Genomic DNA, 15,281 nt, shown 5'->3' with positions numbered 1-15,281 from the left:
TGTTCTGGTTATTTTCATGAAAACTTAGCATGAATTTTTCACGGTGCCAGCCCGTTCTCGTTGGCGGTATGATCCTGAGGCCGCTGTGCGGCCCCATGCACCTGACAGGACTCACTATGCGCCGCCTGCCTTCCCTGACTGCCCTGCGCACCTTCGAATGCGCTGCCCGCCACGGCCACTTTGGCCGTGCTGCCGCCGAACTTTGTGTCACCGACAGCGCGGTGAGCCACCAGATCCGCCAGCTCGAGGAGCAACTCGGGGTGGCCCTGTTCGAGCGTGTCGGCCGCCAGGTGCGCCCAAGCGTGGAGGCCGAGCGCCTGCTGCACCACCTGCAGCAGGCCTTCGAACTGATCGGCAAGGCCTGCGATGAGCTGCGCGATCCGTCTTCCCAGGCGGTGCTGCGCGTGGCCGTCACAGCAGAACTGGCGCAGAAGTGGCTGGTGGCCAGGCTGGCCGATTTCAGCAGCCGCTACCCCCACATCACCCTGCACCTGCACGAGCAACCCATCGATGCCGGCGCCCCGGCGCTGGACGTCGACCTAGCCGTCACCTATGGCACCAGCGCCCTGGATGCCAGCACGCATTTCGTGCGGCCGCTGCCGCTGTTGCAGTTCTTCCCGGTGTGCAGCCCGAGCCTGTTCAACCAGGGCAGCCTCAAGCGCCCCCGCGACCTGGTGCGCCATTGCCTGCTGCATGACGACCAGGATGGCCGCACCTGGACCACCTGGCTGGCGACCCATGCCGAAGACGCCTTGCCCTCGCGCCAGCTGTACTTCCCCCACGCCGCCCTGGCCCTCGAGGCGGCCCTGCTGGGGCAGGGCGTGGCCATGGGCGACAACCTGACCTGCCAGGCCGACTTGCAGAGCGGGCGGCTGATCCGCCCGTTTGCAGCCAGCGTGACTGCCCAGGGCCAATACGCGCTGGTCTGCGAACGGCTGCGCCTGGAGCGCGCCGCCGTGGCGCAATTCATCGAATGGTTCATCGAACAGCTGGGCGATAGCTGAATTCAATTCACCTATCGCTGAGTTTTCATCGTTGGAAGCAGCAAACGCGCCGGCGTAGCGTGCAGTCATCACTCACCGACACGAGGTTGACCCATGGCACGTTCGCTTACCACTACACCAAAGGCCGATGGTTTCCGCCTGCCTGGCGAATTCGAGCGCAAGGCAGGCTGCTGGCTCGGCTGGCCCGAGCGGCCGGACGTATGGCGCAATGGTGCCAAGCCTGCGCAAAAGGTCTGGGTGGAAATCGTCACCGCCATCGCCTCCAGCGAACCGGTCACCGTATGCGCCTCGGCCGCCCAGTACGCCAACGCCCGGCGCTTGCTGCCGCCGCAGGTGCGGGTGGTGGAAATGACCTGCAACGACACCTGGTTTCGTGACAGCGGTGCCTGCTTCGTGGTCAACGACGGTAGCGGCGAAGTGCGCGGGGTTGACTTCGAGTTCAACGCTTACGGTGGCCTGGACGGTGGCCTCTACTACCCGTGGGACAAGGACGATCAGATCGCGCAGAAGATCCTCGAAATCGAGGGTCTGGACCGCTACCGTGCACCGTTGATCGCCGAACTCGGCGGCATCCAGAGCGATGGCCAGGGCAGCCTGCTGACCACCGAGCAGTGCCTGCTCAACCGCAACCGCAATGCCCACCTGGGCAAGGAGGAGGTGACACGCAGGCTGGAGGACTACCTGGGCGCCGACCAGGTGATCTGGCTACCACGTGGCTGCAAGTTCGATGAAACCGATGGCCACGTCGATGACCTGGCGTGTTTCGTGCGCCCCGGTGAAGTGGTGCTGCAATGGACCGACAACCGCGACGATCCGCAGTGGGAAATCTACCAGGAAGCCTACGACATCCTGCGCAGCACCCGCGACGCGCGCGGCCGTGAGCTGAAGGTGCACAAGCTGCCTCAGCCCGACGTGTTGCAATGGACTGCCGAGGAAGCAGCCGGGCTGGACCAGGTGGAGGGCACGCACCTGCGCGAGGCGGGTACCCGCATCTGCGCTTCCTATATCAACTATTACGCCGGCAACTCGGCCATCGTCGTGCCGCTGTTCGGTGACCGCAACGACAGCGTCGCCCAAGCAACCCTGGCCGAGCTGTTCCCCGAACACCGCATCATCGGCATCGAGAACTCCCGCGAGATTCTGCTAGGTGGCGGCAATGTTGCCTGCATCACCATGCCGCAATACGCCGGAGGTCGTCGTTGATGAAACTCTGCGCACTGGCCGCCGCAGTCGGCCTGGGTTGCGCTGCGGCGGCGGCTCAGGCAGCCGACGCACAACCGCCGACCGTGAACCTGTACATCTGGGGCGAATACCTTGCTCCGGATACCTTGAGCAACTTCGAGAAGGAAACCGGTATTCGGGTAGTCGCCGACCACTTCGACTCCCTGGAAACCGCCGAGACCAAGCTGCTGACCGGTGGCAGTGGTTATGACGTGGTGCTGAGCGCCGGCCAGCACCTGAGCCGGGCGATCGCCAGCGGCGCATTGCAGCCGCTGGACAAGGCCCAGGTGCCGCACTTGGCCGGGGTGGGCGAGGAGTTTCGCCAGCACATGGCCATGTTCGACCCCGGCAACCGTTATGCGGGTACCTATGCATGGGGCACCACCGGGGTGGGTTATCAGCAGCAGGCGGTGAGCGCACGAATGGCCGATGCGCCGCTGGACAGTTGGGCCATGCTGTTCGACCCGCAGGTGGTAGCGAAATTTGCCGACTGCGGGGTGAGCCTGCTCAACGACCCCAATGAGGTATTTGCCGCTGTGATGCGCTACATGGGGCTGGACATCAACCAGCAGCGCCTCGAAGACCTCAAGGCTGCCGAAGTGCAGCTGCGCAAGATCCGCCCGTACATCCGCTACTTCGACAATGACCGCAACATCAACGATCTTGCCAATGGCGAGACCTGTGTGGCCATGTCGTGGAACGGCAACGTGGCCATTGCCCAGGGCCAGGCACAGCAGGCGGGCAAGGCGTTTACGCTGGACTACAGCATTCCGAAGGAGGGCACGCTGATCTGGCTCGATGCCCTGGTGGTGCCCAAGGATGCGCCGCACCCAGAGGCGGCCTGGAAGCTGATGGATTACCTGATGCGGCCCGAGGTGATTGCGCCGATTACCGACACCATTCACTACGCCAATGCGATTACGGCGGCGGACGGGTTGGTGGAGGCGAGCATTCGCAATGCGCCGGGGACCTATCCGCCGGCCGAGGTGAGGGCGCGGTTGTATGGCAAGAATGACAATGGCAAGGCCTTCAACCGCGAATTGACTCGGGCGTTCAGTCGGTTGAAGAGTGGCACATAGCGAGTGATTTGCAGGCTGTCAGGGCCTCATCGCCGGCAAGCCGGCTCCTACAGGTGGGAGCTGGCTTGCCAGTGATGAGGCCAGTACTGGCAACCCTCAACTGGAAGTCTTGCGCCGGGTCTGCTTGGGTTTGCTGCCGCCCGCTTTGGTCCCGGTACCTGCAGCCTTGCCAGCGGCGCGGCGCTTCTTCTTCCACGGCGCCGCCTTGCCCACCGCCGGCCCACTGATGCTCATGCGCATCCCCCGGCAGCGCTCCACCAGCTTGCCCATCCAAGCCGACTGCCGGGCAACGAATTCTTCCAGGCTCATTTCACCGCTTTGCACCATGTCCAGTGCCTGCTCCCAGATAGCGGTGGTGCCGGGGTCGGCGATGGCCCGCGGCACCGCGTCGATCAGGCTGAACGCGGCGGGGGTGGCGGCCAGGGCTTTGCCGTTCTTGACCAGGTAGCCCCGGTCAAGCAGGCCCTGGATGATGCTGGCGCGGGTCGCCTCGGTGCCGATGCCGGTGGTTTCCTTGAGCTTTTGCTTGAGACGCGGGTCGTCCACCAGCTTGGCGACGTTCTTCATGGCCTTGATCAGGTCACCTTCGGTGAACGGCTTGGGCGGTTGGGTCCACAGGTCTTTCAGTTGCAGGCCCTGCACGGTGCAATCCTGGCCCTCGCGCAAGGCCGGCAGCACCTGGGCCGGCGTAGCCTCGCGGCCTTTGGCCGGCGTCAGTGCCTCGGGCAGGGCGCGGCGCCAGCCTGGTTCGACGATCTGCTTGCCCACGGCGCGCAGGGCGTGGCCGGCGCAATCGAATTCGGCCTGGGTGCGGTCGTATTCGTGATTGGGCAGGAACTGCGCCAGGTAGCGGGCGCGGATCAGCGTGTACACGGCCTTGTGTTTGGCCGGCAGGCGCGAGGGGTCGCTGGCCGCCGCCGTGGGGATGATGCCGTGGTGGGCGCTGACCTTGGCGTCGTTCCAGGCCCGCGAGCGGCGCTGAGGTTCGAGGTGTGCCTGCAGCGGCGCGAGGCTGGCGTCGGCACGCTGCAGCGCCGCGAGGATCGCCGGCGCTTCGCTATGCTGGCTGAGTGGCAGGTAGCCACAGTCGCTGCGCGGGTAGGTGATCAGCTTGTGGGTTTCGTACAGGGCCTGGGCGATGTCGAGGGTTTCCTGGGCGCCGAGGCCGAACTTCTTCGAACACAGCTCCTGCAGGGTACCGAGGTCGAAGGGCAGCGGCGCGGCCTCGCGCACGCGTTCGGTGGCGACCTTGAGCACCCGCGCCGCGCCGGCATTGCCGATGTCGCGGGCGGCCTGTTGTGCCAGCGCCTGGTTGAGGCAGCGGCCCTGGTCGTCGCAGGCATCTTCCGGTGCACGCCATTGGGCGTTGAAACCTTGGCCGGCGTGCTCGAGCTGCACCTCGATGGCCCAGAACGGTACGGGCACGAAGTCGGCGATGCTGCGGTCACGGTCCACCACCAGGCGCAGGGTAGGGGTTTGCACACGGCCTACCGGCAGCACGCCCTGGTAGCCCGACTGGCGGCCCAGCAAGGTGAACAGCCGGCTCATGTTCATGCCGATCAGCCAGTCAGCACGCGAGCGGCCCAATGCCGAGTGATAGAGGTTGAAGGTTTCCTGGCCGGGCAGCAGGCGCGCCAAGGCCTTGCGGATGGACGCGTCGTCCAGTGCCGACAGCCACAGGCGCTGGATTGGCCCGCGGTAGCGGCAGTGCTCGACCAGCTCGCGGGCGATCATCTCGCCCTCACGATCGGCGTCGGTGGCGATCACCAGCTCGCGGGCCTCGCCGAGCAAGCGCTTGACGGCCTTGAATTGGCTGGCGGTCTTGGGTTTGACCAGCATCTTCCATTGTTCCGGGATGATCGGCAGGTCGGCCAGGTTCCAGCGCTTGTAGCGTGCGTCGTAGCTGTCGGGTGGAGCGGTTTCGAGCAGGTGGCCGATGCACCAGGTCACGCAGACGTCGGTGCCTTGCCAGCAGCCGTCGCCCTTGCGCTGAGCGCCGAGGACCTTGGCGATATCTTTGGCCTGGGAGGGTTTTTCGCAGAGGAACAGGCGCATGGCCGCAAATGCTTCATCGGGAATGACGGGCACTAGGATGCGCAAGCGGGGGCGCGGAGGCAAGTTTTATCTGGATGGATGTACAGGTTTTTGCTGTTCTGGATGTTTTGTCTGCACTGGCCTCATCGCCGGCAAGCCGGCTCCTACAGGGGCCCTGTGGGAGCCGGCTTGCTGGCGATGGGGTCAACGCGGATGGATCAGGCGATCTCGCGGGAATCGCGCACCATGTCCACATGCGGGATGCCGGCTTCGAGGAACTCTTCGCTGACTACGCGAAACCCGAGGCGCTCATAGAATGGCGTGGCGTGCACCTGAGCGCTGAGCATCTGCTGCTTGAGGTCGCGGTTCTGCGCTTCGACGATCACGGCGTTGACCAGGGCATCGCCGACTTTCAGCCCGCGCCAGTCCTTGAGCACCGAGATGCGACCGATGGTGCCGTCCGAGAGCAGGCGGGCGGTGCCAATCGGGTAGTCACCTTCCAGGGCCAGGAAGTGCAGGGCGTCCTGGTCTTCCGAGTCGAATTCGAGCTCCGGCGGAATGTGCTGTTCGGCCACGAACACGGCTTCGCGAATGCGGCGGATGTCGGCGTTGTCTTTCTGCCAGTCGGCGAGGCGCACACGAATCTTATTCATTGGCGAATCCCAGGCTTCCTTGTTTGATCAGCTGCTGTACCAGCATAAGGCCATCTTCATCCTGCAACCATTCGCCCAAGTTGTCGATGTGCAGGGCGTCGGCGGCGCATACCAGCTTCAATAGCTCGCGCAGCTTGGCGGGCAGCGGGCAGCTGCGGCCGCTGGCGAACAGCATCAGGTCGTCGTTGAGCTCGGACCAGGCCATGCGTGCGCTCGGGTTGCGGATCAGGATCGCGCCATCTTCCAGGGCTTCGACCAGCTCGTCCTCGCTCAGCTCTTCGCCGACCACCTGCTCCGGGTAACGCGGCTCGGTCATGAACTGGCCGAACCAGGTCAGCAGCAGGTCCTTGTCGCCCATGTGCTTGTCGAGCAGCGCCTTGAGGCGGTCGAGGGCGTCGTGTTGGATCTGGTGCGGGTCGCTGACCGGCTGGGCGTCGGCGTCGCTGTAGCGCTCTTCGTCCGGCAGGAACTGGCTGAGGAAGTCGGTGAAGTGGGTCAGCACTTCGGCAGCGCTCGGCGCACGGAAGCCGACCGAGTAGGTCAGGCAGTCGTCGACGGCTACGCCGTAATGGGCCAGGCGCGGCGGCAGGTAGAGCATGTCGCCGGGCTCAAGGGTCCATTCGCCGCTCTGTTCGAATTCGGCGAGGATGCGCAGGTCGGCGTGGGGCAGCAGCGGGCTGTCGCTGTTGCACATCTGGCCGACCTTCCAGTTGCGCTTGCCGTGGCCTTGCAGCAGGAACACGTCGTAGTTGTCGAAGTGCGGCCCGACGCTGCCACCGGGGGTGGCGAAGCTGATCATCACGTCGTCGATACGCCAGCTCGGCAGGAAGCGGAACTGCTCGAGCAGTTCGGCCACTTCCGGCACGAACTGGTCGACGGCCTGAACCAGCAGGGTCCAGTCTTTTTCCGGCAGCTCGGCGAAGGTGTCTTCGTTGAACGGGCCGCGGCGCAGTTCCCACGGGTGGGCGCCGTGCTCGAGCACGATGCGCGACTCGACTTCCTCTTCCAGGGCCAGGCCGGCCAGCTCGTCGGGGTCGATCGGGCTTTCGAAGTCCGGGAAGGCCTGGCGCACCAGCAGCGGCTTCTTCTGCCAGTAGTCGCGCATGAATTCGCGGGCCGAGATGCCGCCGAGCAGCTGCAGTGGAGTATCAGGATTCATGTTCAACCTATTGAAAAAACGTAATTTTCGTCCGGGAATAAAAACGCCCGGCCAGGCCGGGCGTTGAACGCGACGGTCAGCTTAGATGCGTTTGGCCTGTGCGGCCGCGTTACCGATGTAGCTGGCCGGGGTCAGTTGCTTGAGCTCAGCCTTGGCTTCGGCTGGCATGTCCAGGCCGTCGATGAAGGTCAGCAGCGCTTCAGGGGTGATGCCCTTGCCACGGGTCAGCTCCTTGAGCTTCTCGTAGGGGTTCTCGATGTTGAAGCGGCGCATCACGGTCTGGATCGGCTCGGCGAGGACTTCCCAGCAGGCGTCCAGGTCGGCGGCGATGCGTGCGGCGTTGACTTCCAGCTTGCCGATGCCTTTGAGGCTGGCTTCGTAGGCGATGACGCTGTGAGCGAAGCCCACGCCCAGGTTGCGCAGCACGGTGGAGTCGGTCAGGTCACGCTGCCAGCGCGAGATCGGCAGCTTGCTGGCCAGGTGCTGGAACAGCGCGTTGGCGATACCCAGGTTGCCTTCGGAGTTTTCGAAGTCGATCGGGTTGACCTTGTGCGGCATGGTCGAGGAGCCGATTTCGCCAGCGACGGTCTTCTGCTTGAAGTAGCCCAGCGAGATGTAGCCCCAGACGTCGCGGTCGAAGTCGATGAGGATGGTGTTGAAGCGGGCGATCGCGTCGAACAGCTCGGCGATGTAGTCGTGCGGCTCGATCTGGGTGGTGTAGGGGTTGAACACCAGGCCCAGCTCGTCTTCGATGAAGGCGCGGGCGTTGGCTTCCCAGTCGATCTGCGAGTAGGCCGACAGGTGGGCGTTGTAGTTGCCCACGGCGCCATTGATCTTGCCCAGCAGCGGCACGGCAGCGACCTGGGCGATCTGGCGCTCCAGGCGGTACACGACGTTGGCCAGTTCCTTGCCCAGGGTGGTCGGCGAAGCCGGTTGACCGTGGGTGCGCGACAGCATCGGCACGTCGGCGTGAGCGTGGGCCAGGGCGCGAATGGCCTCGGCGATCTGGCGCATCAGCGGCAGCAGCACGTCGTCACGGCCAGCGCGCAGCATCAGGGCGTGGGACAGGTTGTTGATGTCCTCGCTGGTGCAGGCGAAGTGGATGAATTCGCTGACCTTGGCCAGCTCGGGCAGTTGGGCGGCCTGCTCCTTGAGGAGGTATTCGATCGCCTTGACGTCGTGGTTGGTGGTGCGCTCGATTTCTTTCACGCGTTCGGCGTGCTCGAGCTTGAAGTCAGTGGCCAGGCTGTCCAGCAGGGCGTTGGCTTCGGCGGAGAACGCCGGCACTTCGCCGATCTGCGGGTGAGCGGCCAGGCGCTGCAGCCAGCGCACTTCGACCAGGGCGCGGAAACGGATCAGGCCGAATTCGCTGAAGATGGGGCGCAAGGCCTGGGTTTTGCCGGCGTAACGGCCGTCTACAGGGGAAACCGCAGTGAGCGAAGAAAGCTGCATGGGGTGTTCTCGGACAGTCAGGCTTTTGGAAGGGCGCATATCATACATGAAAAATGCGCCAGAGTCGGGTGGCTGACCAAAGGTCGGGCCATTCAAATAGGTGCTTCGCCTGTTCCGGCCCTATCGCCGGCAAGCCGGCTCCCACAGGGACCGCACTGCACTCAAGGCTTGTGCAGTACCTGTGGGAGCCGGCTTGCCGGCGATGAGGCCGGAACGGTCAACCCCTCCTCAGGAGGCGTTGCGCATCATGTCGTACAGCTCGTTGAGCAACTTGCGCCGGCTGAATACCAGCTGCCAGCGATGGCCGCCGAGTTGGCGCCACAGGCGCGCAGCGCGGATGCCGGAGAGCAGCAGGGCGCGGATCTTCGAGGCGTTGCTGGCCTGCTGCAGGAAGCGCATGTCGCCATGCACCTGGATGCGCTGGCGCAGGGTGCTCAGGGTGTCCTGGTACAAGGCTCCACTGGAAGCGATGACGTTTTCATGAACCAGGCCGAAATGTTCGGCCTGCGACTGGATCTGCGGTAGGCGGTTGCCGATGGTGTCGAGCAGGTCGCCGCGCTTGTTCAGCTGGCGCTCCAGGCCGAGCATCGACAGGGCATAACGCAGGGGTTCGCGCTGCAGGCTGCTGGGGTCGCGCTCCAGGGCGCCGACCAGCGCACGGTAGCCGTCGCGCAGGTTGAGGTCGTCGCCACCGAACACTTCCAGGGTGTCCTTGGGGTCGCGCACCAGCAGGCTGCCCAGCATGCAGCCGATATTGGCCTCGCTGGCCTGGCCGGTGCGGGCGATGCGGTCGACCAGCACGGCGGCCTGGAACACACCGCCCAGGGCAATCAATTGCTCCTGCAGGTTGCTCATGCGCGCGGGCTCCACGGCTCGGCGGTTTCGATCACGCCGCCGCCCAGGCACACCTCGCCGTCGTAGAACACCACCGACTGGCCTGGCGTCACGGCGCGCTGCGGCTCGTCGAACACGGCGCGATAGCCGCTTGCGGTGCGCTCCAGGGTGCACTGCTGGTCGCTCTGGCGGTAGCGCACCTTGGCGGTGAGCTGGCGCGGGCTGCTCAGGTCGATCGGGTTGACCCAGAAGATATCCGAGGCGAGCAGGGCGCGGGAGAACAGCCACGGGTGTTCGTTACCCTGGCCGACCACCAGCACATTGCGCGTCAGGTCCTTGTGCAGCACGTACCACGGCTCGTCGCCGGCGTCCTTCAAGCCGCCGATGCCAAGGCCCTGGCGCTGGCCGATGGTGTGGTACATCAGGCCGTGGTGGCGGCCGATCACTTCACCTTCGGTGGTTTCGATGTTGCCCGGCTGGGCCGGCAGGTACTGCTTGAGGAAGTCGCTGAAGCGGCGCTCGCCGATGAAGCAGATGCCGGTGGAATCTTTCTTCTTGGCGGTGGCCAGGCCGTGTTTCTCGGCAATGGCACGTACTTCGGGCTTTTCCAGCTCGCCGACCGGGAACAGCGTGCGGGCGATTTCCTTGCCGCCGACGGCATGCAGGAAGTAGCTCTGATCCTTGTTCGGGTCCAGGCCCTTGAGCAGCTCGGTGAGGTCGCCCGTGTCGCGGCGGCGCACGTAGTGGCCGGTGGCGATCAGGTCGGCACCCAGCGACAGGGCGTAGTCGAGGAACGCCTTGAACTTGATTTCGCGGTTGCAGAGGATGTCCGGGTTCGGCGTGCGGCCGGCCTTGTACTCCTCGAGGAAGTGCTCGAACACGTTGTCCCAGTACTCGGCGGCGAAGTTGGCGGTGTGCAGTTTGATGCCAATGCGATCGCACACGGCCTGGGCGTCGGCCAGGTCTTCACGGGCGGTGCAGTATTCGGTGCCGTCGTCCTCTTCCCAGTTCTTCATGAACAGCCCTTCCACCTGGTAGCCCTGCTCCATGAGCAGAAGGGCGGAGACGGAAGAGTCCACGCCGCCGGACATGCCGACGATGACGCGGGTCTTGGCGGGGTCTTTGAGTGCTGGGCTGGTCATGGTTACCGATGTGTATCAAGGGGGAAAAACGCCGATTCTATCAAACCCGGGGCGGCGCGTCAGTCGCGCAGCAGGTCGAGGCTGTGCAAGGGGCCTTTGAGGTAGTCGTCCAGGCAGCGTGGCACCAGCTCGCTGCGCCAGCGGCTGGGGTCGGCCAGCAGTTCTTCGCGGGTCAGCCAGACAGCGCGGACGATGTCGCTGTCCAGGGCCAGGTCGGTGTGGTGGCGCACCGGGCGGGCGGCGAAGCAGATGCGCTGGTAGGTCACGCCGTTGCTCGGGGCGGTGTAGAGGTAGATGCCGACCACGCCGGTGAGCTCGACTTCCCAGGCGGTTTCCTCGAGGGTTTCGCGCAGGGCGGCCTGGGGCAGGGTTTCGAAGGGTTCGAGGTGGCCGGCGGGTTGGTTGAACACGTGCTGGCCGGCTTTGAATTCTTCGACGAAGAGGAATTTGCCTTCGTGCTCGACGATGGTGGCGACGGTGATGTGGGGTTGCCAGGTCATTTGTGTGTCCTTGGATCGTTGGGGCCGCTTTGCGGCCCAATCGCTGGCAAGCCAGCCCTCACAGGTTCGAGGCATGTGCTGTACCTGTGGAAGCTGGCTTGCCAGCGATGGGCTGCAAAGCAGCCCCCAGTTCCCAGAAAGCACAAACCCCGGTGCGTGGCCGGGGTTTGTGCTGTTACTTCAAGCGAACCTTACAGGGCGGCAATCGCGCTGTTCAGGGTCTGGCTTGGGCGCATCACCTTGGCGGTCAGCTCGGCATCCGGGGCGTAGTAGCCACCGATGTCGGCCGGCTTGCCCTGAACGGCGTTGAGCTCGGCGACGATGGTCGCCTCGTTCTCGGCCAGGGTCTTGGCCAGCGGTGCAAAGCGCGCCTGCAGGGCGGCGTCGTCGCTCTGGGCGGCCAGGGCTTCGGCCCAGTACAGGGTCAGGTAGAAGTGGCTGCCGCGGTTGTCGATACCACCGACTTTACGCGAAGGCGACTTGTTGGTGTCGAGGAACTTGCCGGTAGCCTGGTCCAGGGTGTTGGCCAAAACTTTGGCGCGCGGGTTGTCGTAGGTGTTGCCCAGGTGCTCCAGAGAAGCGGCCAGGGCCAGGAATTCACCCAGCGAATCCCAACGCAGGAAGTTCTCTTCGACCAGCTGCTGCACGTGCTTCGGAGCCGAACCACCGGCGCCGGTTTCGAACAGGCCACCGCCGTTCATCAGCGGCACGATCGACAGCATCTTGGCGCTGGTGCCCAGCTCCATGATCGGGAACAGGTCGGTCAGGTAGTCGCGCAGCACGTTGCCGGTCACCGAGATGGTGTCCTTGCCTTCGCGGATGCGGGCCAGGGAGAACTTGATGGCATCGACCGGAGCCAGGACACGGATGTCCAGGCCGGCGGTGTCGTGATCCTTCAGGTATTTCTGTACCTTCTCGATCATCACGCCGTCGTGGGCGCGGGCCGGGTCCAGCCAGAACACCGCCGGGGTGTTGCTCAGGCGGGCGCGGTTGACGGCCAGCTTGACCCAGTCCTGGATCGGCGCGTCTTTGGTCTGGCACATGCGGAAGATGTCACCGGCTTCGACGTTCTGCTCCAGAACGACCTTGCCCTTGCCATCGACCACGCGCACGACGCCATCGGCCTTGACCTGGAAGGTCTTGTCGTGGGAACCGTACTCTTCGGCTTTCTGCGCCATCAGGCCAACGTTCGGCACGCTGCCCATGGTGGTCGGGTCGAAGGCGCCGTTGACCTTGCAGTCTTCGATGGTGGCCTGGTAGATGCCGGCGTAGCAGCGGTCCGGGATGATCGCCTTGGCGTCCTGCAGTTCACCGGCGGTGTTCCACATCTTGCCCGAGTCACGGATCATCGCAGGCATCGAGGCGTCGACGATGACGTCGCTCGGCACGTGCAGGTTGGTGATGCCCTTGTCGGAGTTGACCATGGCCAGGGCCGGACGCTCGGCGTACAGGGCCTGGATGTCGGCTTCGATCTCGGCCTGCTTGTCGGCTGGCAGGTCCTTGATGCGGGCGTACAGGTCGCCGATGCCGTTGTTGGCGTTGAAGCCGACTTCGGTCAGTGCTGCGGCGTGCTTGGCCAGTACTTCGCCGTAGAAGGCTTCGACGATGACGCCGAACATGATCGGGTCGGAAACCTTCATCATGGTGGCTTTCAGGTGCACCGACAGCAGTACGCCGGAGGCCTTGGCATCGGCGATCTGCTCGGCGATGAAGGCTTTCAGGGCCTTGCGGCTCATGGTGGCGCAGTCGATGATTTCGGCGGCCTTGACGGCGGTCTTTTCTTTCAGGACGGTGGTGGAGCCGTCTTTGGCGACCAGCTCGATGCGCAGGCTGTCGTCAGCCTCGATCAGGGCGGCCTTTTCGCTGCCGTAGAAGTCGCCGTTGTTCATGTGGGCGACGTGCGACTTGGAGTCGGCGGCCCAGGCGCCCATCTTGTGCGGGTGCTTGCGTGCGTAGTTCTTGACCGACAGCGGTGCGCGGCGGTCGGAGTTGCCTTCGCGCAGTACCGGGTTCACGGCGCTGCCCTTGATGCGGTCGTAGCGCGCGCGGGATTCTTTTTCTTCGGCGGTGGCCGGCTCGTCGGCGTAGTCAGGGATGTTGTAGCCCTTGCCCTGCAGCTCCTTGATCGCCGCCTTCAGTTGCGGGACCGAGGCCGAGATGTTCGGCAGCTTGATGATGTTGGCTTCAGGGGTGGTAGCCAGTTGGCCCAGTTCCGCCAGGTGATCGCCTACCTGCTTCTCGGCGCCCAGTTGCTCCGGGAATGCCGCGAGGATGCGGCCAGCCAGGGAGATGTCGCGGGTTTCTACGGCGATGTCAGCCGAAGCGGTGAAAGCTTCGATGATCGGCAGCAGCGAGTAGGTGGCGAGGGCGGGGGCTTCGTCGGTGAAGGTATAGATGATCTTGGAACGGGTGGGCATGCGGGTTAACTCTCTATGTGCTGAGCGTACTCGAGTCTCGTGGTGCGCAGGGTAGGCGCTTCGCCCAGGCGATGCCATAGGCGGATAGTCGAGAGGCTGCGAGCGGTGATGGTGGATGCATCAGTCGAGCGTCAAGTGCTGAGCTGCGGTAACAACCCAGGCTTCGTGGCCATTGCTGGCCGAGGGCGAGCCGCATTTTCCTGGGATTCGCCCCGATGACCCTTCGGTCGCGGCGCAGTATATCAAACCAATCAGGCTATTCAGCAAGGCGAAGTGACATTGGCGCCATTATAAGACCAAAGACGTAGGGGCAATGCGGTGTGTTGCCGCAGGTGTGGCGGTGGTAGAGCCATCGCCGGCAAGCCGGCTCCCACAGGGTTTGCGGGTGCCTGGGCGTTCTGGCCTTGCAGGTCGGCGGATGTGGTTTAGGCTCAGTGGGATCGCATGATGTCCAATCACACCCGAAAGCGGAGTAGTGCAAGCATGGGATACCAGAAAATCAAGGTTCCGACCGACGGCGAAAAGATCACCGTCAATGCAGACCATTCGCTCAATGTGCCCGACAAACCCATCATTCCTTATATCGAAGGCGATGGGATTGGCGTCGATGTGTCGCCGGTGATGATCAAGGTGGTCGATGCGGCGGTGCAAAAAGCCTACGGCGGCAAGCGCAAGATCGCCTGGATGGAGGTCTATGCCGGGGAGAAGGCCACCCAGGTGTATGACCAGGACACCTGGCTGCCCCAGGAAACCCTGGATGCGGTGAAAGACTACGTGGTGTCGATCAAGGGGCCGCTGACCACGCCGGTTGGTGGCGGCATCCGTTCGCTCAACGTGGCGCTGCGCCAGCAGCTCGACCTGTACGTGTGCCTGCGGCCGGTGCTGTGGTTCGAGGGTGTGCCGAGCCCGGTCAAGAAGCCTGGCGATGTGGACATGGTGATCTTCCGCGAGAACTCCGAGGACATCTATGCCGGCATCGAATGGAAGGCCGGTTCGCCCGAGGCGAACAAGGTGATCAAGTTCCTCAAGGAGGAAATGGGCGTCACCAAGATCCGCTTCGACCAGGACTGCGGCATCGGCGTCAAGCCGGTCTCTCGCGAGGGCACCAAACGCCTGGTGCGCAAGGCCCTGCAGTATGTGGTGGATAACGACCGTGAATCGCTGACCCTGGTGCACAAGGGCAACATCATGAAGTTCACCGAAGGTGCTTTCAAGGACTGGGGCTACGAGGTCGCCCGTGACGAGTTCGGTGCCGAGCTGCTCGATGGCGGCCCGTGGATGAAGTTCAAGAACCCCAAGACCGGGCGCGACGTCATCGTCAAGGACGCCATCGCCGACGCCATGCTCCAGCAGATTCTGCTGCGCCCAGCCGAGTACGACGTGATCGCCACGCTCAACCTCAACGGTGACTACCTGTCGGACGCCCTGGCAGCGGAAGTGGGCGGTATCGGCATCGCGCCGGGCGCCAACCTTTCGGATACCGTGGCCATGTTCGAGGCGACCCACGGCACGGCGCCCAAGTACGCCGGCCAGGACAAGGTGAACCCGGGCTCGGTGATCCTGTCTGCGGAAATGATGCTGCGCCACATGGGCTGGACCGAGGCGGCCGACCTGATCATCAAGGGCACGAATGGCGCCATTGCGGCCAAGACCGTGACCTATGACTTCGAGCGGCTGATGGACGGGGCGAAGCTGGTGAGCAGTTCAGGCTTCGGGGACGAGATGATCAAGCACATGTAAGGCAACAGAAAACCGGCCGCCTCTTGAAGAGGCGGCCGGTTCATTC

General features: G+C 64.2%; 12 protein-coding genes. 4 read left to right on the top strand and 8 right to left on the bottom strand.

Going from position 1 to position 15,281, the window contains the following annotated elements; translation table 11 throughout:
- The first annotated feature begins 116 nt into the window (after positions 1-116).
- The 3 genes from KU43P_RS17730 (at position 117) to KU43P_RS17720 (ending at position 3,304) form a co-directional block, all read left to right on the top strand.
- Positions 117-1,004 carry a LysR substrate-binding domain-containing protein gene (locus tag KU43P_RS17730; RefSeq protein WP_317658736.1) on the top strand — a complete coding sequence of 296 codons (888 nt, stop codon included), beginning with the start codon at positions 117-119 and terminating at the stop codon, positions 1,002-1,004.
- A gap of 93 nt (positions 1,005-1,097) precedes the next feature.
- Positions 1,098-2,207 carry an agmatine deiminase gene (gene aguA / locus KU43P_RS17725; RefSeq protein ID WP_317658735.1) on the top strand — a complete coding sequence of 370 codons (1,110 nt, stop codon included), beginning with the start codon at positions 1,098-1,100 and terminating at the stop codon, positions 2,205-2,207.
- Complete coding sequence (locus KU43P_RS17720; RefSeq protein WP_317658733.1) at positions 2,207-3,304, top strand: extracellular solute-binding protein; 1,098 nt, start codon at positions 2,207-2,209, stop codon at positions 3,302-3,304. Before aguA ends, KU43P_RS17720 begins: the two co-directional genes overlap by 1 nt.
- A gap of 96 nt (positions 3,305-3,400) precedes the next feature.
- Here the strand turns inward: KU43P_RS17720 and KU43P_RS17715 are convergent, their stop codons facing one another.
- The 8 genes from KU43P_RS17715 to KU43P_RS17680 all read right to left on the bottom strand — a co-directional run bounded on the left by KU43P_RS17715 (position 3,401) and on the right by KU43P_RS17680 (position 13,495).
- Positions 3,401-5,359, bottom strand: coding sequence for a DNA topoisomerase III (locus tag KU43P_RS17715; RefSeq protein WP_317658732.1), 1,959 nt, complete (start codon positions 5,357-5,359; stop codon positions 3,401-3,403).
- A 197-nt stretch (positions 5,360-5,556) separates the two neighbouring features.
- The gene (locus KU43P_RS17710; RefSeq protein ID WP_317658731.1) at positions 5,557-5,991 is read right to left on the bottom strand and encodes a GNAT family N-acetyltransferase; all 435 of its coding nucleotides are present in this window, start codon (positions 5,989-5,991) and stop codon (positions 5,557-5,559) included.
- Positions 5,984-7,150 carry a cupin domain-containing protein gene (locus tag KU43P_RS17705; RefSeq protein ID WP_317658729.1) on the bottom strand — a complete coding sequence of 389 codons (1,167 nt, stop codon included), beginning with the start codon at positions 7,148-7,150 and terminating at the stop codon, positions 5,984-5,986. Before KU43P_RS17705 ends, KU43P_RS17710 begins: the two co-directional genes overlap by 8 nt.
- A gap of 81 nt (positions 7,151-7,231) precedes the next feature.
- Positions 7,232-8,602: an adenylosuccinate lyase gene (gene purB / locus KU43P_RS17700; RefSeq protein WP_317658727.1), complete on the bottom strand. Its 1,371-nt coding sequence runs from the start codon at positions 8,600-8,602 to the stop codon at positions 7,232-7,234.
- A 228-nt stretch (positions 8,603-8,830) separates the two neighbouring features.
- The gene (hflD, locus tag KU43P_RS17695; protein WP_317658726.1) at positions 8,831-9,457 is read right to left on the bottom strand and encodes a high frequency lysogenization protein HflD; all 627 of its coding nucleotides are present in this window, start codon (positions 9,455-9,457) and stop codon (positions 8,831-8,833) included.
- On the bottom strand, positions 9,454-10,578 hold the full coding sequence (mnmA, locus tag KU43P_RS17690; RefSeq protein ID WP_317658724.1) for a tRNA 2-thiouridine(34) synthase MnmA: 1,125 nt from the start codon (positions 10,576-10,578) through the stop codon (positions 9,454-9,456). Before mnmA ends, hflD begins: the two co-directional genes overlap by 4 nt.
- Before the next feature lie 59 nt (positions 10,579-10,637).
- Positions 10,638-11,078, bottom strand: a complete 441-nt coding sequence (locus KU43P_RS17685; protein WP_317658722.1) for an NUDIX hydrolase — start codon at positions 11,076-11,078, stop codon at positions 10,638-10,640.
- Between the two features lie 191 nt (positions 11,079-11,269).
- Positions 11,270-13,495 (bottom strand): NADP-dependent isocitrate dehydrogenase, encoded by a 2,226-nt coding sequence (locus tag KU43P_RS17680; RefSeq protein WP_317658721.1) that lies wholly within the window; start codon positions 13,493-13,495, stop codon positions 11,270-11,272.
- 483 nt (positions 13,496-13,978) lie between these two features.
- Here KU43P_RS17680 and icd point away from each other — a divergent pair, with 483 nt between their 5' ends.
- The gene (gene icd, locus KU43P_RS17675; protein ID WP_317658720.1) at positions 13,979-15,235 is read left to right on the top strand and encodes an NADP-dependent isocitrate dehydrogenase; all 1,257 of its coding nucleotides are present in this window, start codon (positions 13,979-13,981) and stop codon (positions 15,233-15,235) included.
- Positions 15,236-15,281: the final 46 nt, after the last annotated feature.

Source organism: Pseudomonas sp. KU43P, from assembly GCF_033095865.1.
GTDB lineage: Bacteria > Pseudomonadota > Gammaproteobacteria > Pseudomonadales > Pseudomonadaceae > Aquipseudomonas.
The sequence above is the reverse complement of the archived record's forward strand: the minus strand, read 5'-3'. Positions and strand labels throughout refer to the sequence as shown.

What these genes read in the sequence shown, in the direction of transcription:
- KU43P_RS17730 (WP_317658736.1), top strand. Translation starts at nt 117, where the DNA reads ATGCGCCGCCTGCCTTCCCTGACTGCCCTGCGCACCTTCGAATGCGCT.
- aguA (WP_317658735.1), top strand. Translation starts at nt 1,098, where the DNA reads ATGGCACGTTCGCTTACCACTACACCAAAGGCCGATGGTTTCCGCCTG.
- KU43P_RS17720 (WP_317658733.1), top strand. Translation starts at nt 2,207, where the DNA reads ATGAAACTCTGCGCACTGGCCGCCGCAGTCGGCCTGGGTTGCGCTGCG.
- KU43P_RS17715 (WP_317658732.1), bottom strand. Translation starts at nt 5,359, where the DNA reads ATGCGCCTGTTCCTCTGCGAAAAACCCTCCCAGGCCAAAGATATCGCC.
- KU43P_RS17710 (WP_317658731.1), bottom strand. Translation starts at nt 5,991, where the DNA reads ATGAATAAGATTCGTGTGCGCCTCGCCGACTGGCAGAAAGACAACGCC.
- KU43P_RS17705 (WP_317658729.1), bottom strand. Translation starts at nt 7,150, where the DNA reads ATGAATCCTGATACTCCACTGCAGCTGCTCGGCGGCATCTCGGCCCGC.
- purB (WP_317658727.1), bottom strand. Translation starts at nt 8,602, where the DNA reads ATGCAGCTTTCTTCGCTCACTGCGGTTTCCCCTGTAGACGGCCGTTAC.
- hflD (WP_317658726.1), bottom strand. Translation starts at nt 9,457, where the DNA reads ATGAGCAACCTGCAGGAGCAATTGATTGCCCTGGGCGGTGTGTTCCAG.
- mnmA (WP_317658724.1), bottom strand. Translation starts at nt 10,578, where the DNA reads ATGACCAGCCCAGCACTCAAAGACCCCGCCAAGACCCGCGTCATCGTC.
- KU43P_RS17685 (WP_317658722.1), bottom strand. Translation starts at nt 11,078, where the DNA reads ATGACCTGGCAACCCCACATCACCGTCGCCACCATCGTCGAGCACGAA.
- KU43P_RS17680 (WP_317658721.1), bottom strand. Translation starts at nt 13,495, where the DNA reads ATGCCCACCCGTTCCAAGATCATCTATACCTTCACCGACGAAGCCCCC.
- icd (WP_317658720.1), top strand. Translation starts at nt 13,979, where the DNA reads ATGGGATACCAGAAAATCAAGGTTCCGACCGACGGCGAAAAGATCACC.